This window comes from Citrobacter freundii complex sp. 2024EL-00216, from assembly GCF_043945515.1.
GTDB lineage: Bacteria > Pseudomonadota > Gammaproteobacteria > Enterobacterales > Enterobacteriaceae > Citrobacter > Citrobacter portucalensis.
In genome coordinates this window covers 109,539-130,516 of sequence record NZ_JBIMRA010000010.1, presented here as the reverse complement: position 1 = coordinate 130,516, position 20,978 = coordinate 109,539, and the positions used below count along the sequence as shown (strand labels likewise).

Sequence of the window (20,978 nt, the reverse complement as noted above, 5' to 3'; positions counted from 1 at the left end):
TTTGCCTCCCTTTGTTATGCGTCTTTCGTGTTGCCCGGCGCGCGAGTGAAGGGAACCGGAAGCCATGCACGAATCGACAACCCACCGCGTTCACTGGTACCAATCTCCAGCATACCGTTATGGTTATCAATAATACGCTGCACAATCGCCAGACCCAGGCCCGTGCCGCTGGTACTGCGCGCGCTGTCGCCGCGGACAAACGGCTGGAACAGGTGCTTACGCTGCTCCGGCTTGATGCCCGGACCATCATCTTCTACCTGGAACCAGGCGCGATGCTGCTCCATTCCGCTACTGACCTTAATCCAGCCGTTGCCGTAGCGGGCGGCATTAACCACCATATTGGCAACCGCACGCTTGATCGACAGCGGGTGCATCTTCACCTGAATGCTGCCCGGCAGCAGCGCAGTTTCGATTTCACGTTCGTAGCCGCTTTCTGCCGCCACCACTTCACCCAGCACCGAGTTCAGATCTGCCATCTCCATTGGCATCTCCTGACCGGTACGCAGGTAATCGATGAACTGCTCGATGATGGCGTTACACTCTTCGATGTCCTTATTGATGGACTCCGCAAGATAACCGTCCTCTTCGCCCATCATTTCCGTCGCCAGACGAATACGCGTCAGCGGGGTACGTAAATCGTGGCTCACGCCCGCCATTAACAGCGTACGGTCATCGGCCAGCTGCTTCACGCCCGCGGCCATATGGTTAAAGGCTCGGGTTACGGAGCGCACCTCTGAAGCGCCATACTCACGCAACGGCGGCGGAATGATACCTTTCCCCACCTGCAGCGCCGCATGTTCAAGATCCACCAATGGCCGGTTCTGGATACGGATAAACAGCCACGCCCCACCGATAGCCAGCAGCATAATCGCCAGCGTATAGCGGAACAGTGGTGAAAAATCGCCCTGATGAATTTCCGTAAGCGGCACGCGTACCCAGATATTGGGCGACAGCCAGGTTTTCAGCCACACGACCGGCGAGCTTTTGTTGACCTCAACGCGGACTTCCGTTGGGCCACCCAGCTGCTGCGCCATCTGATGGCTTAAGAATTCATAGTGTTGCGCCCAACGCAGTCCGGCCTCTTCAGCGGCCTCGTTGGAATAGAGAGAAATACCCAGCTCACGATAAATTTCCCGGCGGAATGCGGGCGGCACCACCAGTTGCGTACCGTCCTCCAGCTGCAGTTTATCGGTCATCAGCATACGAACTTCGTACGCCAGAACCTTATTAAACTGCTGGAGGCTCGGCAGAATCGCGAAGTTCAGCACTACCAGGTATGTCGTCACCAGGCTGGCAAACAGCAAGGTGACGATGAGCAATAACGTGCGGGCAAACGAACTTCGTGGTGAGAAGCGCATTCGCCTCATGCTTTAGAACCGTCCGGAACAAAGACATAGCCCAGACCCCATACGGTCTGAATGTAGCGTGGATGAGCCGGATCTTCTTCCACCATGCGGCGCAGACGGGAGATCTGGACGTCGATAGAACGTTCCATCGCAGAATATTCACGACCACGGGCGAGGTTCATCAGCTTGTCTCGCGACAGCGGCTCGCGCGGGTGGCTTACCAGCGCTTTCAGTACCGCAAATTCCCCGCTGGTGAGCGGCATCGGCTCATCTTCGCGGAACATTTCACGCGTACCGAGGTTCAGCTTGAACTTACCAAAAGCGATAACCGCTTCTTCCTGAGAAGGTGCGCCCGGCAGTTCATTCGCCTGACGACGCAGGACTGCGCGAATACGTGCCAGCAGCTCACGCGGGTTAAACGGTTTCGGGATGTAATCGTCGGCGCCGATTTCCAGCCCTACGATACGGTCAACTTCTTCACCCTTCGCTGTGACCATAATGATCGGCATCGGGTTGCTCTGGCTGCGCAGGCGACGGCAAATAGACAGGCCATCTTCTCCCGGCAGCATTAAATCCAGCACCATCAGGTGAAAGGACTCACGGGTCAGCAGACGATCCATCTGCTCAGCGTTTGCGACGCTTCGAACCTGGAAGCCCTGCTCGGTCAGATAACGCTCCAGAAGCGCACGCAAGCGCATGTCGTCATCGACCACCAGAATCTTATAGTTCTCTTGCATTGTTATTACTCCCAAAGGTTCGCAACAATTAAGTGTATATTCTTAAGAAAGCTAACGTGAGTCACCAGCGAATTCTGGTATGAATTCCAGGCTAAATTGTTACAAAGCATATTAAACAGCAGCTTAAGTATACAATGTTTCTCGCAATACATTATTTATTCTGTTGATATGCTCACGTAATACTAATTGTGCGCATCATCACAGAGTCGAAGGTAAAACAATAAGATGAAAACGCCCCTGATAACCCGTGAAGGGTATGAAAAACTTAAACAAGAGCTGAATTATCTCTGGCGCGAAGAGCGCCCGGAAGTCACCAAAAAAGTTACCTGGGCTGCAAGTCTGGGTGACCGCAGCGAAAATGCCGACTACCAGTATAATAAAAAGCGCCTGCGTGAGATCGACCGCCGCGTCCGTTATTTGACCAAGTGCATGGAGAATCTAAAAATCGTCGATTACTCCCCACAGCAGGAAGGCAAAGTCTTCTTTGGCGCATGGGTTGAGATTGAAAATGACGATGGCGACATCCGCAAATTCCGTATTGTTGGCTACGATGAGATCTTCGGTCGTAAAGATTACATCTCAATCGACTCACCAATGGCGCGGGCGCTATTGAAAAAAGAGGTCGGCGATCTCGCAGTAGTAAACACCCCAGGCGGCGAAGCCAGCTGGTACGTGAATGAGATTGAATACGTGAAGTGAGACCGGAACAATCCGAAGCCCCGGCAGATGGCTGGCATTTTTGCCAGTCAATCCGTATAACTATCCCCTGATTTTTTATCCTATAGACGAAGCTATCCATGATGAATGATTCTTTCTGCCGCATTATCGCAGGTGAAATTCAGGCTCGTGCTGAACAGGTAGAAGCTGCCGTTCGCCTGCTTGACGAAGGGAACACCGTGCCGTTTATCGCACGATATCGTAAGGAAATCACCGGCGGTCTGGACGATACGCAACTGCGTAATCTGGAAACCCGTCTGGGATATCTGCGTGAACTGGAAGACCGCCGTCAGGCAATCCTGAAATCTATCGGCGAGCAAGGCAAACTGACCGACGATCTGGCGAAAGCGATCAACGGCACGTTAAGTAAGACCGAACTCGAAGACCTCTATCTGCCGTACAAACCTAAGCGCCGCACCCGTGGGCAGATCGCCATTGAGGCCGGACTGGAGCCGCTGGCAGACCTGCTGTGGAACGAACCGTCTCACGACCCGGAAACGGAAGCCGCAAAATATCTCAACGCCGAAAACGGCGTGGCGGATACCAAAGCCGCCCTCGACGGCGCGCGCTACATTCTAATGGAGCGCTTCGCTGAAGATGCTGCTCTGCTGGCGAAAGTACGTGATTATCTGTGGAAAAACGCCCACCTGGTCGCCACCGTGGTAAGCGGTAAAGAAGAGGAAGGCGCTAAGTTCCGCGACTACTTCGATCACCACGAACCGATTTCTACCGTGCCATCCCACCGTGCGCTGGCCATGTTCCGTGGCCGTAACGAAGGCGTGTTGCAACTTTCACTAAATGCCGATCCGCAATTCGATGAGCCACCAAAAGAGAGCCACGGCGAGCAGATTATCCGGGATCACCTGGGACTACGCCTGAACAACGCCCCAGCAGACAGCTGGCGTAAAGGCGTGGTTAGCTGGACCTGGCGCATCAAAGTGCTGATGCACCTCGAAACGGAGCTGATGGGTACCGTGCGCGAACGTGCGGAAGATGAAGCGATTAACGTCTTTGCCCGTAACCTGCATGACCTGCTGATGGCCGCTCCGGCCGGGCTGCGCGCCACCATGGGCCTCGATCCAGGTCTGCGTACCGGTGTAAAAGTGGCAGTGGTTGACGGTACCGGCAAGCTGGTCGCGACCGACACCATTTATCCGCATACCGGTCAGGCCGCCAAAGCCGCCGTTGCCGTTGCGGCGCTTTGTGAAAAACACAACGTTGAACTGGTGGCGATTGGTAACGGTACGGCGTCGCGCGAAACCGAGCGTTTCTTCCTCGACGTGCAAAAGCAGTTCCCGCAAGTGACCGCGCAGAAAGTGATCGTCAGTGAAGCCGGCGCGTCGGTTTACTCCGCATCCGAGCTGGCGGCGTTGGAGTTCCCGGACCTCGACGTTTCGCTACGCGGTGCGGTTTCTATCGCCCGTCGTCTGCAGGATCCGCTGGCTGAGCTGGTGAAAATCGATCCGAAATCTATCGGCGTGGGCCAGTATCAGCACGACGTAAGCCAGACTCAGTTGGCGCGTAAGCTGGATGCGGTGGTGGAAGACTGCGTGAACGCCGTCGGCGTCGATCTGAATACCGCCTCCGTACCGCTGCTGACCCGTGTTGCTGGTCTGACGCGCATGATGGCGCAGAATATCGTTGCCTGGCGCGATGAGAACGGTCAATTCCAGAACCGTCAGCAACTGTTAAAAGTCAGCCGTCTTGGGCCTAAAGCCTTTGAACAGTGCGCGGGCTTCCTGCGTATCAACCACGGCGATAACCCGCTGGATGCCTCAACCGTTCACCCGGAAGCTTATCCGGTTGTGGAACGCATTCTGGCCGCCACCGAGCAATCGTTGCGTGACCTGATGGGTAACAGCAGCGAACTACGTAATCTGAAAGCCGCTGATTTTACCGACGAACGCTTCGGGGTGCCGACCGTCACCGACATCATCAAAGAGCTGGAAAAACCGGGCCGCGATCCGCGTCCTGAATTTAAAACCGCGCAGTTTGCCGATGGCGTAGAAACCATGAACGATCTGCTGCCGGGAATGATTCTGGAAGGGGCAGTCACCAACGTCACCAACTTCGGCGCATTTGTTGATATCGGCGTTCATCAGGATGGTCTGGTGCATATCTCTTCGCTGTCGAATAAGTTCGTCGAAGATCCGCACACCGTGGTGAAAGCAGGCGACATTGTGAAGGTGAAAGTGCTGGAAGTGGACCTGCAGCGTAAGCGTATCGCGCTGACCATGCGTCTGGACGAGCAGCCGGGTGAAACCAATGCGCGTCGCGGCGGCGGGAATAACGATCGCACTCAGGGTAATCGTCCGACGCCAAAAGCCGCGAAACCACGTGGCCGTGACGCACAGCCTGCGGGCAACAGCGCCATGATGGATGCGCTGGCGGCGGCGATGGGTAAAAAACGCTAAGTTTAAACCCTGTGCCGGATGGTGGTGTAAACGCCCTGTCCGGCCAGGTTATCGCCATTAATTTGCAGGCCGGATAAGACGCATGAGCGTCGTCATCCGGCATATTTAATCTATGTCCCGCTTTGCACCACAATATATTTATCACTTCATTAACAGATGAAACTTTAATTAAACATTAAGATCCCCAATAATTACTTCCGCGAATCACTCGTTTCCAACCAGAATAAATATTGAGGAATATCAAAATTGGCTCAAATTATTATCCAATTGTACATTCCGTCACATTTATTCTATTGATGATAGAAACCATTCTCATTATCATTGATTTGTTGATTATTTACTCTTTCCTTACGTTGGCTAATCATCTGGTCTCATGCCGCCCTGTCGCCCCATGAGGTAATCATCCAGTTAGCGAGATATAAGTAGGTCCCTATGCAATTCACTCCTGACAGTGCGTGGAAAATTACCGGTTTTGCCCGTGAAATCAGCCCGGCTTATCGTCAGAAACTGTTGTCACTTGGCATGCTACCCGGCTCATCCTTCAACGTGGTACGCGTCGCCCCGCTCGGCGATCCTATCCATATCGAAACGCGTCGCGTAAGTCTGGTATTGCGTAAGAAGGATCTGGCGTTATTAGAAGTGGAAGCGGTTTCCTGTTAATACAGTGAGTCTATAAAAATGAAAAAACTAACCATTGGTTTAATTGGTAATCCTAATTCCGGCAAGACAACCTTATTCAACCAGCTCACCGGCGCGCGCCAGCGTGTAGGCAACTGGGCTGGCGTTACCGTTGAGCGTAAAGAAGGCCATTTCGCCACGACGGACCATCAGGTCACGCTGGTCGATTTACCCGGCACCTATTCTCTGACGACAATCTCATCCCAAACCTCTCTCGATGAGCAGATTGCCTGTCACTATATTTTAAGCGGCGACGCGGATCTCTTGATCAACGTGGTCGATGCTTCAAACCTTGAACGCAACCTCTACCTGACGTTGCAACTGCTTGAGCTGGGTATTCCCTGTATCGTCGCACTGAACATGCTGGATATTGCTGAGAAACAGCAAATCCGTATCGATATCGACGCCCTCTCCGCTCGTCTTGGCTGTCCGGTGGTTCCACTGGTTTCCACCCGCGCCCGCGGCATTGAAGCACTGAAGCTGGCGATCGATCGCTACAAAGAAAACGACACCGTTGAGCTGGTCCATTATGCCCAGCCGCTGCTGCAAGAAGCTGATTCCCTCGCCGACGCAATGGCCAAAGATATGCCGCTTAAACAGCGCCGCTGGCTAGGCCTGCAGATGCTCGAAGGCGATATCTACAGCCGTGCTTACGCCGGTGATGCAGCACAAAACCTTGATGCCGCTGTTGCTCGCCTGAGTGAGACAATGGACGACCCGGCGCTGCATATTGCCGATGCACGTTACCAGTGCATTGCTGCTATCTGCGATACCGTCAGTAATACCCTGACGGCAGAGCCGAGCCGTTTCACCACCGCGGTAGATAAAATTATCCTCAACCGCTTCCTCGGTCTGCCGATTTTCCTGTTCGTGATGTACCTGATGTTCCTGCTTGCCATCAACATTGGCGGCGCGCTGCAGCCGTTGTTTGATGTTGGCTCCGTGGCACTCTTTATCCATGGTATTCAGTGGATTGGCTATACGCTGCATTTCCCGGACTGGCTGACCATCTTCCTGGCCCAGGGCCTTGGCGGCGGGATTAACACCGTGCTGCCGCTGGTACCGCAAATCGGCATGATGTATCTGTTCCTCTCCTTCCTTGAAGACTCCGGCTACATGGCGCGCGCCGCATTTGTGATGGACCGTCTGATGCAGGCGCTGGGACTTCCGGGCAAATCGTTCGTCCCGCTGATCGTCGGCTTTGGCTGTAACGTACCGTCAGTGATGGGCGCACGTACGCTGGATGCCCCGCGTGAGCGTCTGATGACCATCATGATGGCGCCGTTTATGTCCTGTGGTGCACGTCTGGCGATTTTCGCCGTCTTTGCCGCCGCGTTCTTTGGTCAGAACGGCGCGCTGGCGGTCTTCTCGCTGTACGTACTGGGTATCGTCATGGCGGTGTTGACCGGCCTGATGCTCAAACACACCATCATGCGTGGCGAAGCAACGCCGTTCGTGATGGAGCTGCCGGTATATCACGTGCCGCACATTAAGAGTCTGATCATTCAAACCTGGCAACGTCTGAAAGGCTTCGTTCTGCGTGCAGGTAAAGTCATCATCATCGTCAGCATTTTCCTCAGCGCGTTTAACAGCTTCTCACTGAGCGGGAAAATCGTCGACAACATCAACGACTCTGCTCTGGCTTCCGTTAGCCGCGTCATTACCCCTGTCTTCAAACCGATTGGTGTTCACGAAGATAACTGGCAGGCAACCGTAGGTCTGTTCACCGGCGCGATGGCGAAAGAAGTGGTTGTCGGTACGCTGAACACGCTCTATACCGCAGAAAACATTCAGGAAGAAGAGTTCAACCCGGCAGATTTCCACCTCGGTGACGAGCTGCTCGGCGCGGTAGATGAAACCTGGCAAAGCCTGAAAGACACTTTCAGCCTGAGCGTGCTGGCTAACCCTATCGAAGCCAGCAAAGGCGACGGTGAAATGGCTACCGGTGCAATGGGCGTGATGGGCGAGAAATTTGGCAGCGCCGCCGCCGCGTACAGCTATCTGATCTTTGTTCTGCTGTATGTACCGTGCATTTCAGTGATGGGCGCTATCGCACGTGAATCCAGCCGTGGCTGGATGAGCTTCTCGATTCTGTGGGGCCTGAATATCGCCTACTCTCTGTCGACGCTGTTTTATCAGACGGTCAGCTACAAAGAGCATCCGACCTACAGCCTGGTGTGCATTTTAGCGGTCATCCTGTTTAACATCGTGTTGCTGGGCCTGCTGCGCCGAGCTCGCAGCCGCGTGGACCTCGCACTGCTGGCAACCAACAGGACGGCGAGTTCCTGCTGTTCCAGCACGACTGGCGATTGCCACTAAGGTTATCGACAATGGCATCGCTTATTCAGGTTCGTGATTTACTGGCTTTGCGGGGGCGCATGGAGGCTACACAAATTAGCCACACACTGCATACCCCGCAGCCCATGATTGACGCCATGCTGAATCAGTTAGAAAAGATGGGCAAAGCGGTGCGGATTCAGGAAGATGCCGACGGGTGTCTTTCCGGAAGCTGCAAAAGTTGCCCGGAAGGTAAAGCCTGCCTGCGCGAGTGGTGGGCTTTACGCTAATCAGATGCTCTTTGCCGGATGGCGCTACGCTTATCCGGCCTACAAATGATGCTAACGTCCAGGCCGGATAACGCGTTTACGCTGATATCCGGCTTTTTTGCGTAATGGATTCCACACAGATTTCATTATTTCAGCAAAAAAGATCTATCCTCCAGCCAGCCACGCATCGTTATTAATTCGTGGATGATTACTGGTAACCTGGGAAGTAGAGTCTCGTCATCTTTTTTCTCAGGTATAGCACCGCGTTTCCACTGATCGATATCACTGTTGTGCCCGATGACGAGATTATGCAGCATCGCCGGATGGCGCTGTTGGAGCTCATCCAAAAGCATATTCGTAAACGCGATTTGATGGGGCTGGTAGAAAAACTGGCCATCCTGCTTGTTAAAGGACACGCTAATGACAACCAGTTGAAAGCCTTGTTTAATTATTTAATGCAGGCCGGTAACACCACACATTTTGGCGAGTTTCTTCATGAAGTCGCCGAACGTTTACCCCAACATAAGGACAAGTTGATGACTATCGCCGAAAGATTACGACAGGAAGGGCACCTAAATGGTCTTCAGGAAGGCCATAGGAAAGGGTTGCAAGAAGGGTTACAAACGGGTCTGCAACAAGGCAAACGAGAGGAAGCATTACGTATTGCATCAACTATGCAGGCTGATGGTATAGACCCACTAACCATCTTCAGAATTACTGGCCTGACCGCTGAGGATCTGGCTACGCGCAGCCATTAATCTCAGGCCCGGCGAGCATGGCACCACCGGGCAACACATCAAATTTATAGTTTCTGTTTTAACGCCACAAGCGCTGCACAGAATTCGGCGGGATGCGAGATAAACGGCGCATGCGCCGCTTTGGCAAACACCAAAGACTCGCTCTGCGGCCACAGGGCATCCAGCATCGGGACGACTTTGCGCGGCACCAGCCCGTCAAGATAGCCGTACAACCGCAGGAAAGGCATTTCCACCGCGCACAGCGGTTCTCGCAGATCGACCGTTTTCAGGATCTCAAGTCCACCATTGAGCACCTCGACGTCCGGCATGGGTAAAGCCAGTACCGTTTTCTTCAGCGCTCGCGCATCCTGACGCGCAGTTTCTGTGCCCATCGTTTGCAATGCCAGAAAACGCTCCACCGTACGCTGGAAATCTTCGCTCAGCTGCTGCTGGAAGCCTGCCAGCACCTCTGGCTTGATTCCCGGCCACTCATCCCGCGCGCTAAAGCAAGGGGAAGACGCGACGGTCACCAGCGCCTGAACACGCTCAGGATGCGTTAACGCCACCTGACTCGCGACCAGCCCGCCCAGACTCCAGCCGAGCCAGATAGCTTTCTCCGGTGCCTGTTTCAATACCCGCTCAGCCATCTCTTCCAGTGACATTGCACCGAAACCCTGGCTACGACCAAATCCCGGTAAGTCGACAAGATGCAGCGTAAAATGCGAACTCAGTTCCTCGCTTATGCAATGCCACACTTGCGCATTCAGTCCCCATCCGTGCAGCAGCACAAGATGGTAATTTCCCGAACCCTGGGTCTGCCACCAGATGTCATTCATCAGTTATTGTTCTCTTTTAGCCTGAAAGGATGCATCTATGCTAACAGTACCGGGATTGTGCTGGCTATGCCGAATGCCCCTGACGTTAGGGCATTGGGGGATCTGCTCAGTCTGTACGCGGGCAACGCGTCAACACGCCAGCCTGTGCCCTCAATGTGGACTCCCTGCCGCTCATACCGTCATTCCCTGTGGGCGCTGCCTGCAAAAACCGCCGCCGTGGCAGCGGCTGGTTACCGTCAGCGACTATGTTCCGCCGTTGAGCGGGCTTATCCACCAGCTCAAGTTTTCACGACGCAGCGAAACCGCCTCAGCACTTTCACGTTTGCTGTTGCTGGAGGTACTACAGGCCCGGCGCGCCAGCGGCCTTCCTCTACCGGACAGGCTGGTCAGCGTCCCGCTCTGGCAACGCCGACACTGGCGCAGGGGGTTTAATCAGAGCGATTTACTGTGCCGTCCGCTGGCACGCTGGCTGGGTTGCGACTGGGACAGCCGGACCATCTCGCGGGTTCGGGCAACCGCCACACAGCACCATCTCAGCGCCCGATTACGTAAACGTAACCTGAAAAATGCCTTTCGCCTTGAATTGCCGGTGCAGGGACTCCATATGGTTATTGTGGATGATGTCGTCACTACCGGAAGTACCGTCGCGGAAATCGCGCAGCTGCTTTTACGCAACGGCGCGGCGACTGTCCAGGTATGGTGCCTGTGTCGAACCTTGTAGAGCCTCGATGATGGGCGTATTATAACCAAGTAAAATAGTCAACTATTAGGCCATTACTATGATCCATATTTCCGATGCTGCACAAGCGCACTTTGCCAAACTGCTGGCAAATCAGGAAGAAGGGACACAAATCCGCGTATTTGTGATTAATCCCGGCACGCCTAACGCTGAATGCGGCGTTTCTTATTGTCCGCCGGACGCCGTGGAAGCAACCGACACCGCCATTAAATTTGACCTGCTGACCGCATATGTTGATGAACTGAGCGCACCGTATCTGGAAGATGCAGAAATCGATTTCGTTACCGACCAGTTAGGCTCCCAGCTGACCCTGAAAGCACCAAACGCCAAAATGCGTAAAGTTGCCGATGATGCGCCGCTGATGGAACGCGTGGAGTACATGCTGCAATCGCAGATCAACCCACAGCTGGCTGGCCACGGTGGTCGTGTCTCTCTGATGGAAATCACCGATGAAGGCTACGCCATTCTGCAGTTTGGCGGCGGCTGTAACGGCTGTTCAATGGTAGATGTAACGCTGAAAGAAGGTATCGAGAAACAGCTGCTGGCTGAATTCCCTGAACTGAAAGGCGTTCGCGATTTAACCGAACACCAGCGCGGCGAGCACTCTTACTACTAACGCCCGAACCTGTAGAGTATCCGTAGGCCCGATAAGACGCACCCGCGTCGCTATCGGGCATTAATGCTGGGTGGTAGCGTAATCGCGGTCTCCGGCTTACACCCCAACATTTCTTCGCATTTATCCTGCAACAATCCCCCGCATAATTTGACCAGCCTCTCATATTTTAAATTTTGCCTGTCCAGGTGATTTTCAAGCGTAGCATGTTACCCGTATCATTCGTATCAGCACCTAATACACACATAATAGCCAGTTAAACTGATTAGTTTTGAAGGCAACCAGCATTGGTGCTGAGAATACTCTGTTCCCGGTCGGGACAATCGGAATTTGTCATCTAAACACTGACGTTACCCATAACAAAGTAAAGGCCAGGTAAATCATGCCATTAGTCATCGTTGCTATCGGTGTAATCTTGTTACTCCTCCTGATGATCCGTTTCAAAATGAACGGCTTCATCGCTCTCGTCCTGGTGGCGCTTGCTGTCGGATTGATGCAAGGGATGCCACTGGATAAAGTCATCGGTTCGATTAAAGCCGGCGTCGGCGGAACCCTTGGCAGCCTCGCCCTGATTATGGGTTTTGGCGCCATGCTGGGCAAAATGCTGGCGGACTGCGGCGGCGCACAGCGCATCGCAACCACGCTGATTGCTAAATTCGGCAAAAAACACATTCAGTGGGCAGTGGTATTAACCGGATTCACCGTCGGTTTTGCCCTGTTCTACGAAGTCGGCTTCGTGCTGATGCTGCCGCTGGTATTCACCATTGCTGCCGCTGCTAACATCCCGCTGCTGTACGTTGGTGTGCCGATGGCGGCTGCGCTGTCCGTTACTCACGGCTTCCTGCCGCCGCACCCGGGTCCAACCGCTATTGCCACCATTTTCCACGCAGACATGGGTAAAACTCTGCTGTTTGGTACGATTCTGGCAATCCCGACCGTTATTCTCGCCGGTCCGGTATACGCGCGTTTCCTGAAAGGCATCGATAAGCCAATCCCGGAAGGTCTGTACAGCGCAAAAACCTTCACTGAAGAAGAGATGCCAGGCTTTGGCGTCAGCGTCTGGACCTCTCTGGTCCCGGTTATCCTGATGGCAATGCGCGCCGTGGCGGAGATGACTCTGCCGAAAGGTCATGCTTTCCTGACGGTTGCAGAATTCCTCGGTGACCCGGTCATGGCAACGCTGATTGCAGTGCTGATTGCGATGTTCACTTTTGGTCTGAACCGCGGACGTTCGATGGATCAGATTAACGACACGCTGGTGTCCTCAATCAAAATCATCGCGATGATGCTGTTGATCATCGGTGGTGGCGGTGCCTTCAAACAGGTTCTGGTTGATAGCGGGGTGGACAAATACATCGCTTCAATGATGCACGGCTCTAACGTTTCTCCGCTGCTGATGGCATGGTCTATCGCTGCAGTACTGCGTATCGCACTGGGTTCCGCAACCGTTGCAGCGATTACTGCAGGTGGGATTGTGGCACCGCTGATTGCAACGACCGGCGTAAGCCCTGAGCTGATGGTTATTGCGGTTGGTTCCGGTTCCGTCATCTTCTCCCACGTGAACGATCCTGGGTTCTGGCTGTTCAAGGAGTACTTCAACCTGACCATCGGTGAAACCATCAAGTCATGGTCAATGTTGGAAACCATTATCTCCGTCTGCGGTCTGGTAGGGTGTCTGCTGCTGGGTATGGTGGTCTGATAAAACTGAGCCTGATGGCGCTACGCTTATCAGGCCTACGTGCTACGAGCCATCACCATAAAAAAGCCGGGGAAATCCCCGGCTTTTTTACTTCTTCTTCGCGGCCGCTTTTCGCCGCTTATCCAAATCCTTAATCAGCTTATTCACGCCTTCATCGGCGAACATCTGTTCCAGCGTGGCGGTGAGCTTACGCCGCCAGTTTTTGTACTGGTCGCTGGTCCCCGGAATGTTGACCGGCTCAGCCATATCCAGCCAGTCTTCCGGTTGCAGGCCCAGCAGCGCACTGTTGCTGTCAGCGATGTAGCGTTGCATGCCGCGATTCAGAATCGGCGTCATCGACATCAGGGACGCCTTGTGACCGGCACGTTTTGGCAGGCAGCCGTATTTGTGCAGCGCGTCCAGCAGCCCCTGTTTCGCCAGTTCCCGGTCCTGATACAACCCGCGCAGCACGACTTCATCCGGATACAGGCCCAGTGCTTTACCTAGCGTCAGATCGCCGCTATCCCAATAACCTTTAAGCGTAGGAAGGTCATGCGTCGCCGCGACTGCCATTGATTGTTCCGGGTACGCTTTCGGCGCACGGAAGTTTTTCTCATGGTCATTCTCAAAATAAAGCACTTTGTAGGAGTAGACGCCGCTGTCACGCAGCTTGCTGACGATCTCCACCGGCACGGTACCCAGATCTTCACCAATCACCATGCAGTGGTGACGTTTACTCTCCAGCGCCAGAATTGAAAGCAAATCATCGACCGGATAATGCACGTAGGCACCGTGATCGGCTGTTTCACCGTAAGGGATCCACCACAGACGCAGCATCGACATAACATGGTCGATACGCAACGCGCCGCAGTTCTGCATATTGGCGCGCAGCAGTTCGATAAACGGCTCGTAAGCGCGTGCCGTGATGATGTGCGGATCCATCGGCGGCAGTCCCCAGTTTTGCCCAAGCGGACCGAGAATATCCGGCGGTGCGCCAACTGAAGCTTTCAGGCAATACAACTCGCGGTCGCACCAGGTTTCCGCCCCGCCTTCGGCCACGCCAACGGCCAGGTCGCGATACAGCCCTATTGGCATTGCAAATCCCTGGCTGATTTTCCAGCAGTCAGCAAACTGGGTATACGCCAGCCACTGCAACCACAGGTAGAAATCTACGTCATCACGATGTTCTTCGCAGAAGCGTTTTACCTCTGGCGAGTCCACTGACTGGAAAACTTCTGGCCACACCGGCCAGCCCCAGCGCAATGCGTCCTCTTTCACCTGATGCGCATGCAGCGCATCAAAGGCCGCCTGCCAGTAGAGGCTATCCCCTTCCTGAGCCACAAACTGGCGAAATGCCGCCATCTGCTCATCATCACGCGCAGAGAAGCTTTTCCACGCCATACGTAGCGCCGTCATCTTCAATGCGGTAACAGCAGAATAATCAACCCACTCGGCATCGCGGGCGCGTTGCAGAGCTTGCTGAGTCGCGGGTTTCTTCCACCACGCCTGCGCCTCTTTACTCAGACGGAAATCATCTACGGCGTTTACATCAACATAAATAACGTTCAACCAGCGACGTGACGACGGGCTGTACGGGCTGGCACTCTCCGGATTCGCCGGATACAGCGCGTGAATCGGGTTAAGCCCGATAAACGCGCCGCCGCGTTGCGCCACATCCACCAGCATGGTGCGGAGATCGCCGAAATCGCCAATCCCCCAGTTCTTTTCCGATCGCAGGGTGTAGAGCTGAACACATGCGCCCCACAGCTTCTGCCCGGCTAACAACGCCTGCGGTTCATAGCAGCGCTTTGGTGCCACGATGATACGACAATGGGAACGCAGCTCGCCCTGGGTCAGGGTCAACGTGTGATACCCCTCCGGCAGCTTCGCCGGAAGGTTAAAAGATTTACCACCGACGGCATGCCCTTTGTGCTGCACGCCCTCTTCGGTGGTCAGCAGCCAGTTAAACTCTCCATTTCCCTCAACCGCCAGCGGCATTTTCTTGCCAGCGGTATAGACCATGACATTCGGCACCGGGGTTACCGCCACCTGAGTGGCAGCGGTGGTGCGATGCATGGCGTCAAGCAAACGCCGTTTGGTTTCGGCGCCAATAGACTGCGGTTTACCGTGGGCATTAATGTAATTGGGGCTGATCCCCGCCGCCAGCGCGGCATTATCCAGACGTTTGCTTTCCATCGCGATTCCTTAACGTTTCGCCTGCCAGATACGAGCCTGATAATCGCGGATGGAGCGATCCGAGCTGAACATGCCGCAACGCGCGGTATTCAGAATCGCCGCCCGGGTCCAGGCGTCCTGGTCACGATACAACACGTCAACCTGCTTCTGAGCTTCAACGTAGGCCGCGAAGTCCGCCATCACCAGATACGGATCGCCGCCCTGCTTGCCGATACTGTGCAGCATCTGGTCAAAGGCATGCTTGTCGCCATCGCTGTATTTCCCGCTTTCCAGCTCTTTCAGGACAGCATCCAGCACTTTGTCTTTTTTACGCCATTTCACCGGGTCGTAGCCTTTGGCTTTGAGCGCCTTCACCTCTTCCACGGTATGACCAAAGATAAAGATATTCTCGTCACCCACCTTCTCGGCGATTTCGACGTTTGCGCCATCCAGCGTACCTACGGTTAACGCACCGTTCAGCGCCAGCTTCATGTTACCGGTGCCGGAAGCCTCTTTCCCTGCGGTTGAAATCTGCTCAGAGATATCCGCCGCCGGGATCAGCATTTCCGCCGCCGAGACACAATAATCCGGCAGGAATACGACCTTCAGCTTGTCGCCGACTGTCGGGTCGTTATTGATGGTTTGTGCAACCTTGTTGATGGCGAAGATGATATTTTTCGCCAGGTAGTAACCCGGCGCGGCTTTTGCGCCAAACAGGAATACACGCGGCACGCGATCGGCCTGCGGGTTCTCACGAATTTCTTTGTACAACGCCAGAATATGCAGCAGATTGAGGTGCTGGCGCTTGTACTCATGAAGACGTTTAATCTGAATATCAAAGATAGCGTTAGTCGTTATTTCAATACCGGTGCGCGCTTTAATAAACTTCACCAGACGCTCTTTGTTCGCCAGCTTGATGTCACGATACTGCTGACGGAACTTCGCATCGTCCGCGTATTTTTCCAGATTGATCAGCTGATCGAGATCGTTAGCCCACTCTTTTTTCAGCGATTTATCCAGCAGTGCGGCAAGCGCCGGGTTGCATTGCTTAATCCAGCGACGCGGAGTAATCCCGTTAGTGACGTTATGGAATTTGTTCGGCCAGAGCTGGTGATATTCCGGGAACAGATCTTTCACCACCAGATCGGAGTGCAGCGCCGCCACGCCGTTGACCGCAAAACCGCTGACCACGCACATGTTGGCCATACGCACCTGTTTATTGTGCACCACTGCCAGCTTCGCCCATACTTCAGCATCACCCGGCCAGGTTTTATCAACCAACGTCTTAAAGCGGTCGTTAATTTCTTTGATGATTTGCATGTGGCGCGGCAGGAGTGCTTTCACCAGTTTCTCATCCCAGCACTCTAACGCTTCCGGCATCAGGGTGTGGTTGGTGTAAGCGAAGGTCTTGCTGGTAATCGCCCACGCATCGTCCCAGCTCATCTGGTGCTCATCAATCAGCACGCGCAGCAGTTCAGGGATCGCGATAGTAGGGTGAGTATCGTTAAGTTGAATGACTTCGTAATCAGCCAGTTCGTGCAGCTTACGCCCTGCCAGATGATGGCGGCGCAGAATGTCGGCTACGGAGCAGGCGCACTGGAAGTACTGCTGCATCAGGCGCAGCTTTTTACCCGCGGTGTGGTTATCGTTCGGGTACAGCACTTTCGTCAGTTTTTCAGCGTCGATGCCCTGCTGCTCTGCGCGCAGGAAATCGCCGTCATTAAATTTGGTCAGGTTAAACGGGTGCGCATGGCTGGCCTGCCACAGACGCAGCGGTTGCGCTACGCCGTTACGGTAACCAAGAACCGGCAGATCCCAGGCCTGGCCGGTGATAGTAAACCCTGGCTCCCAGTGCCCTTCTTTGGTGACCTTGCCGCCAATCCCAACCTGCACATCCAGCGCCTCGTTGTGACGGAACCACGGGTAGCTGCCACGATGCCAGTCATCCGGGGCTTCCATCTGTTGGCCATCGGCAAATGACTGACGGAACAGGCCGTACTGGTAGTTGAGACCGTAGCCCGTCGCCGACTGGCCGACTGTCGCCATCGAATCAAGGAAGCAGGCCGCCAGGCGTCCCAATCCACCGTTACCCAACGCCGGATCGATCTCTTCTTCCAGCAGATCAGTCAGGTTGACGTCATGCGCTTTCAGCTCATCGCTCACCGCCTGATACCAGCCGAGGTTGAGTAAATTGTTGCCGGTCAGGCGACCAATCAAAAACTCCATCGAGATGTAGTTAACGTGACGCTGATTTTTTGCCGGTTTCGCCGCAGGCTGGGCGCTGAGTAACTCAGCCAACGCCCCACTCACTGCCTGCCACCACTGGCGCGACGTCATTTCTTGAGCCGACAGTAAACCGAAGCGCTGCCACTGACGCGTCAGGGCAGCCTGAAATTGATCTTTGTTGAAAGTAGGCTGTGACATAGGGGTTCCAGATCCTTAGGTAATAAAACAACGTTATCGCTAGTTTGCCTGGCTCGTTGTTGACATTCCTCATCCTGGCACGGATTAGGGAGGGAGGAGGAGCGGGGATGAGCATAAAAGTGTGATCGTCACCACTTAAAGGGGAGGTAATTGCCCGTAAATTCGCGAAACCCCCGCATAACGCTCTTCGGATGACGCATTAGTAACAAAGGATTAATCGACAATATCAAATAGCGATATGACGATGAGAAACAATGTGTAAATAGGGAAATAGTTTCTAACCTGAAATATCTGTGCCGGATAAGATAGTTCACATAAAACTTTTAAGTCGGCCACAAAATTCGGTGATATTCATTAGCTATTTGAGTAACCATATAAAAAGAGAGGGATTTTTCGACACAGTCAAAATTACAACGGATCCAGTCGCCACGCCTGTTGCGACTCTTTAAAGCATTTATTGCAATAGATGTATAGATTTGTGACATAGTGCAAAATCAGACACACAAAAAGTCCGCTTAGCTTGCATAAAACACCAATCTGGCCGACCTTATATCTATTAATTACGAAGCGCAAAAAAATCATTCTTCCCTATTTTCACACAGTGAAGTGACTAACTTATGTTGATTCCGTCTAAATTAAGTCGTCCGGTTCGACTCGACCATACGGTGGTTCGTGAGCGCCTGTTGGCTAAACTTTCCGGCGCGAACAATTTCAGGCTTGCCCTGATAACAAGTCCTGCTGGTTATGGAAAAACGACGCTGGTTTCACAATGGGCGGCAGGGAAAAATGATTTAGGCTGGTATTCTCTGGATGAGGGCGATAATCAGCAAGAGCGCTTTGCCAGTTATCTGATCGCCGCTATCCAACAGGCAACAGGTGGACACTGCACCACCAGTGAAGCGATGGTGCAAAAACGTCAGTATGCCAGCCTGACGTCACTGTTTGCCCAGCTATTTATCGAACTGGCCGAGTGGCACCGCCCGCTCTACCTGGTAGTAGATGATTATCATCTGATCTCTAATCCGGCCATTCACGAAGCGATGCGTTTCTTCCTGCGTCATCAGCCTGAGAACCTCACGCTGGTCGTGCTGTCGCGCAACCTGCCGCAGTTGGGTATTGCCAACCTGCGGGTACGCGATCAACTGCTGGAGATAGGCAGCCAACAGTTAGCCTTTAACCATCAGGAAGCCAAACAATTTTTCGACCGACGTTTGTCCTCCCCCATTGAAGCGGCTGAAAGCAGCCGGATGTGTGATGACGTTGCTGGCTGGGCCACAGCGTTACAACTGATCGCCCTTTCCGCCCGCCAGAACAATAACTCTGCTCACCAGTCGGCACGTCGCCTCGCCGGGATCAACGCCAGCCATTTATCTGATTACCTGGTTGATGAAGTGCTGGACAGCGTTGACCTCGGCACCCGTCACTTCCTGCTGAAAAGCGCCATTCTGCGTTCCATGAACGATGCGCTAATCGTCCGCGTTACCGGGGAAGAAAACGGCCAGATGCGGCTGGAAGAAATTGAGCGCCAGGGGTTATTCCTGCAGCGAATGGATGACGTTGGCGAGTGGTTCAGCTATCACCCGCTGTTTGGCAGCTTTTTACGCCAGCGCTGCCAATGGGAGCTGGCGAACGAACTGCCCGAAATACACCGCGCCGCAGCTGAAAGCTGGATGGCGCAAGGCTTCCCCAGCGAAGCTATCCACCACGCGCTGGCGGCCGGCGACGCCCATATGCTACGCGATATCCTGCTTAATCATGCGTGGGGACTGTTTAACCATAGCGAGCTGACGTTACTGGAAGAGTCGCTGAAAGCCCTGCCGTGGGAAAGCCTACTGGAAAATCCGCGTCTGGTTCTGTTGCAAGCCTGGCTGATGCAAAGCCAGCACCGCTACGGAGAGGTTAACACCTTGCTGGCGCGCGCAGAACAGGAAATGAAAGGCGACATGGAGCCGACACTGCACGCCGAATTCAACGCCCTGCGGGCGCAGGTAGCGATTAACGACGGCAACCCTGACGAAGCCGAGCGTCTGGCGAAACTGGCGCTGGATGAGTTACCCATCGCCTGGTTCTATAGCCGTATCGTCGCCACCTCGGTGCACGGCGAAGTCCTGCACTGTAAGGGCGATCTCACGCGCTCTCTGGCGTTGATGCAGCAAACCGAGCAAATGGCCCGCCATCATGACGTCTGGCATTACGCACTGTGGAGTCTTATCCAGCAAAGCGAAATTTTGTTTGCCCAGGGCTTTTTACAGGCCGCCTGGGAAACTCAGGAAAAAGCGTTCCAGCTGATCAAAGAACAGCACCTGGAACAGCTGCCGATGCACGAATTCCTGGTACGTATTCGCGCGCAGCTACTGTGGGCATGGGCGCGTCTGGACGAATCAGAAGCCTCTGCCCGTAGCGGTATTGAACTGCTTTCCACCTTCCAGCCGCAGCAACAGCTACAGTGTCTGGCGTTGCTGGTTCAGTGTTCACTGGCACGGGGCGATCTCGATAACGCTCGCAGCCTGCTCAACCGCCTGGAAAACCTGCTGGGTAACGGTCACTATCACAGCGACTGGATCTCCAACGCCGATAAGGTGCGGGTGATTTACTGGCAAATGGTGGGCGACAAAAACTCGGCCGCCAACTGGCTGCGCCACACGCCGAAACCAGAATTCGCCAATAACCACTTCCTGCAAAGCCAGTGGCGCAACATCGCTCGTGCACAAATCCTGCTCGGCGAGTTTGAACCGGCTGAGATTGTGCTGGAAGAGTTGAATGAAAATGCGCGCAACCTGCGCCTGATGAGCGATTTGAACCGCAACCTGTTGCTGCTTAATCAGCTCTACTGGCAGGCAGGGCGCAAAAATGACGCCCAGCGTGTGTTACTCGACGCCCTACAGCTGGCGAACCGTACCGGGTTTATCAGCCACTTTGTTATCGAAGGCGAGGCCATGGCGCAACAACTGCGTCAGCTGATTCAGCTCAATACCTTACCGGAACTCGATCAGCACCGCGCCCAGCGCATTTTGCGTGAGATTAACCAGCACCACCGCCATAAATTCGCCCACTTCGATGAAGGATTCGTTGAGCGTCTGCTTACTCACCCGGAAGTGCCGGAGCTTATCCGCACCAGCCCGCTGACCCAGCGCGAATGGCAGGTTCTGGGACTGATTTATTCAGGCTACAGCAACGAGCAGATCGCCGGTGAGCTGGCCGTCGCGGCAACGACCATCAAGACGCACATCCGCAATTTGTACCAAAAGCTCGGCGTCGCACATCGCCAGGATGCGGTGCAACATGCGCAGAAGCTGCTGAAGATGATGGGGTACGGCGTTTAGTTAATGCCTGATACG

General features: G+C 54.2%; 14 protein-coding genes and 1 pseudogene. 10 read left to right on the top strand and 5 right to left on the bottom strand.

Annotated features, from left to right (window positions below; genetic code table 11):
- Positions 1-14: 14 nt before the first annotated feature.
- Together envZ and ompR are read right to left on the bottom strand one after the other, a co-directional pair.
- Positions 15-1,367, bottom strand: coding sequence for a two-component system sensor histidine kinase EnvZ (envZ, locus tag ACHHZ7_RS14970; protein ID WP_003827658.1), 1,353 nt, complete (start codon positions 1,365-1,367; stop codon positions 15-17).
- Positions 1,364-2,083 carry a two-component system response regulator OmpR gene (gene ompR, locus ACHHZ7_RS14965; protein WP_001157751.1) on the bottom strand — a complete coding sequence of 240 codons (720 nt, stop codon included), beginning with the start codon at positions 2,081-2,083 and terminating at the stop codon, positions 1,364-1,366. The genes envZ and ompR overlap by 4 nt, the downstream gene beginning before the upstream one ends.
- Positions 2,084-2,308: 225 nt before the next feature.
- Here ompR and greB point away from each other — a divergent pair, with 225 nt between their 5' ends.
- The 6 genes and pseudogenes from greB to ACHHZ7_RS14935 form a co-directional block, all read left to right on the top strand.
- Positions 2,309-2,782, top strand: a complete 474-nt coding sequence (gene greB, locus ACHHZ7_RS14960; protein WP_003023524.1) for a transcription elongation factor GreB — start codon at positions 2,309-2,311, stop codon at positions 2,780-2,782.
- Between the two features lie 98 nt (positions 2,783-2,880).
- Positions 2,881-5,214, top strand: coding sequence for a Tex family protein (locus ACHHZ7_RS14955; protein ID WP_060682877.1), 2,334 nt, complete (start codon positions 2,881-2,883; stop codon positions 5,212-5,214).
- 432 nt (positions 5,215-5,646) lie between these two features.
- A complete protein-coding gene (gene feoA, locus ACHHZ7_RS14950) occupies positions 5,647-5,874 on the top strand; it encodes a ferrous iron transporter A (protein WP_003023519.1) in 228 nt (75 codons plus the stop codon).
- 18 nt (positions 5,875-5,892) lie between these two features.
- Positions 5,893-8,211, top strand: a complete 2,319-nt coding sequence (gene feoB / locus ACHHZ7_RS14945; protein WP_003827652.1) for a Fe(2+) transporter permease subunit FeoB — start codon at positions 5,893-5,895, stop codon at positions 8,209-8,211.
- An 11-nt stretch (positions 8,212-8,222) separates the two neighbouring features.
- Positions 8,223-8,459 (top strand): [Fe-S]-dependent transcriptional repressor FeoC, encoded by a 237-nt coding sequence (feoC, locus tag ACHHZ7_RS14940; RefSeq protein WP_003023516.1) that lies wholly within the window; start codon positions 8,223-8,225, stop codon positions 8,457-8,459.
- A 233-nt stretch (positions 8,460-8,692) separates the two neighbouring features.
- Positions 8,693-9,196: pseudogene (locus ACHHZ7_RS14935) on the top strand (Rpn family recombination-promoting nuclease/putative transposase); the annotation flags it as partial.
- A gap of 44 nt (positions 9,197-9,240) precedes the next feature.
- On the opposite strand, the gene bioH reads toward ACHHZ7_RS14935, so the two are convergent.
- Positions 9,241-10,011 (bottom strand): pimeloyl-ACP methyl ester esterase BioH, encoded by a 771-nt coding sequence (gene bioH, locus ACHHZ7_RS14930; protein WP_057067158.1) that lies wholly within the window; start codon positions 10,009-10,011, stop codon positions 9,241-9,243.
- Positions 10,012-10,048: 37 nt separating this feature from the next.
- Between bioH and gntX the strand changes: the two genes are divergently transcribed.
- The 3 genes from gntX to gntT all read left to right on the top strand — a co-directional run bounded on the left by gntX (position 10,049) and on the right by gntT (position 13,062).
- Positions 10,049-10,732, top strand: coding sequence for a DNA utilization protein GntX (gntX, locus tag ACHHZ7_RS14925; RefSeq protein ID WP_048215398.1), 684 nt, complete (start codon positions 10,049-10,051; stop codon positions 10,730-10,732).
- 58 nt (positions 10,733-10,790) lie between these two features.
- On the top strand, positions 10,791-11,366 hold the full coding sequence (gene nfuA / locus ACHHZ7_RS14920) for a Fe-S biogenesis protein NfuA (protein ID WP_003023509.1): 576 nt from the start codon (positions 10,791-10,793) through the stop codon (positions 11,364-11,366).
- A 379-nt stretch (positions 11,367-11,745) separates the two neighbouring features.
- Positions 11,746-13,062: a gluconate transporter gene (gene gntT, locus ACHHZ7_RS14915; protein WP_395149128.1), complete on the top strand. Its 1,317-nt coding sequence runs from the start codon at positions 11,746-11,748 to the stop codon at positions 13,060-13,062.
- 87 nt (positions 13,063-13,149) lie between these two features.
- Here the strand turns inward: gntT and malQ are convergent, their stop codons facing one another.
- Positions 13,150-15,237 carry a 4-alpha-glucanotransferase gene (gene malQ / locus ACHHZ7_RS14910; RefSeq protein ID WP_060682878.1) on the bottom strand — a complete coding sequence of 696 codons (2,088 nt, stop codon included), beginning with the start codon at positions 15,235-15,237 and terminating at the stop codon, positions 13,150-13,152.
- A 9-nt stretch (positions 15,238-15,246) separates the two neighbouring features.
- Positions 15,247-17,640, bottom strand: a complete 2,394-nt coding sequence (malP, locus tag ACHHZ7_RS14905) for a maltodextrin phosphorylase (protein ID WP_060682879.1) — start codon at positions 17,638-17,640, stop codon at positions 15,247-15,249.
- Between the two features lie 617 nt (positions 17,641-18,257).
- Between malP and malT the strand changes: the two genes are divergently transcribed.
- Positions 18,258-20,963, top strand: a complete 2,706-nt coding sequence (gene malT / locus ACHHZ7_RS14900; protein ID WP_032945235.1) for an HTH-type transcriptional regulator MalT — start codon at positions 18,258-18,260, stop codon at positions 20,961-20,963.
- The last annotated feature ends 15 nt before the right edge of the window (positions 20,964-20,978 follow it).

Coding starts and splice junctions, on each gene's coding strand:
- envZ (WP_003827658.1), bottom strand. CDS start 1,367: ATGAGGCGAATGCGCTTCTCACCACGAAGTTCGTTTGCCCGCACGTTA.
- ompR (WP_001157751.1), bottom strand. CDS start 2,083: ATGCAAGAGAACTATAAGATTCTGGTGGTCGATGACGACATGCGCTTG.
- greB (WP_003023524.1), top strand. CDS start 2,309: ATGAAAACGCCCCTGATAACCCGTGAAGGGTATGAAAAACTTAAACAA.
- ACHHZ7_RS14955 (WP_060682877.1), top strand. CDS start 2,881: ATGATGAATGATTCTTTCTGCCGCATTATCGCAGGTGAAATTCAGGCT.
- feoA (WP_003023519.1), top strand. CDS start 5,647: ATGCAATTCACTCCTGACAGTGCGTGGAAAATTACCGGTTTTGCCCGT.
- feoB (WP_003827652.1), top strand. CDS start 5,893: ATGAAAAAACTAACCATTGGTTTAATTGGTAATCCTAATTCCGGCAAG.
- feoC (WP_003023516.1), top strand. CDS start 8,223: ATGGCATCGCTTATTCAGGTTCGTGATTTACTGGCTTTGCGGGGGCGC.
- bioH (WP_057067158.1), bottom strand. CDS start 10,011: ATGAATGACATCTGGTGGCAGACCCAGGGTTCGGGAAATTACCATCTT.
- gntX (WP_048215398.1), top strand. CDS start 10,049: ATGCTAACAGTACCGGGATTGTGCTGGCTATGCCGAATGCCCCTGACG.
- nfuA (WP_003023509.1), top strand. CDS start 10,791: ATGATCCATATTTCCGATGCTGCACAAGCGCACTTTGCCAAACTGCTG.
- gntT (WP_395149128.1), top strand. CDS start 11,746: ATGCCATTAGTCATCGTTGCTATCGGTGTAATCTTGTTACTCCTCCTG.
- malQ (WP_060682878.1), bottom strand. CDS start 15,237: ATGGAAAGCAAACGTCTGGATAATGCCGCGCTGGCGGCGGGGATCAGC.
- malP (WP_060682879.1), bottom strand. CDS start 17,640: ATGTCACAGCCTACTTTCAACAAAGATCAATTTCAGGCTGCCCTGACG.
- malT (WP_032945235.1), top strand. CDS start 18,258: ATGTTGATTCCGTCTAAATTAAGTCGTCCGGTTCGACTCGACCATACG.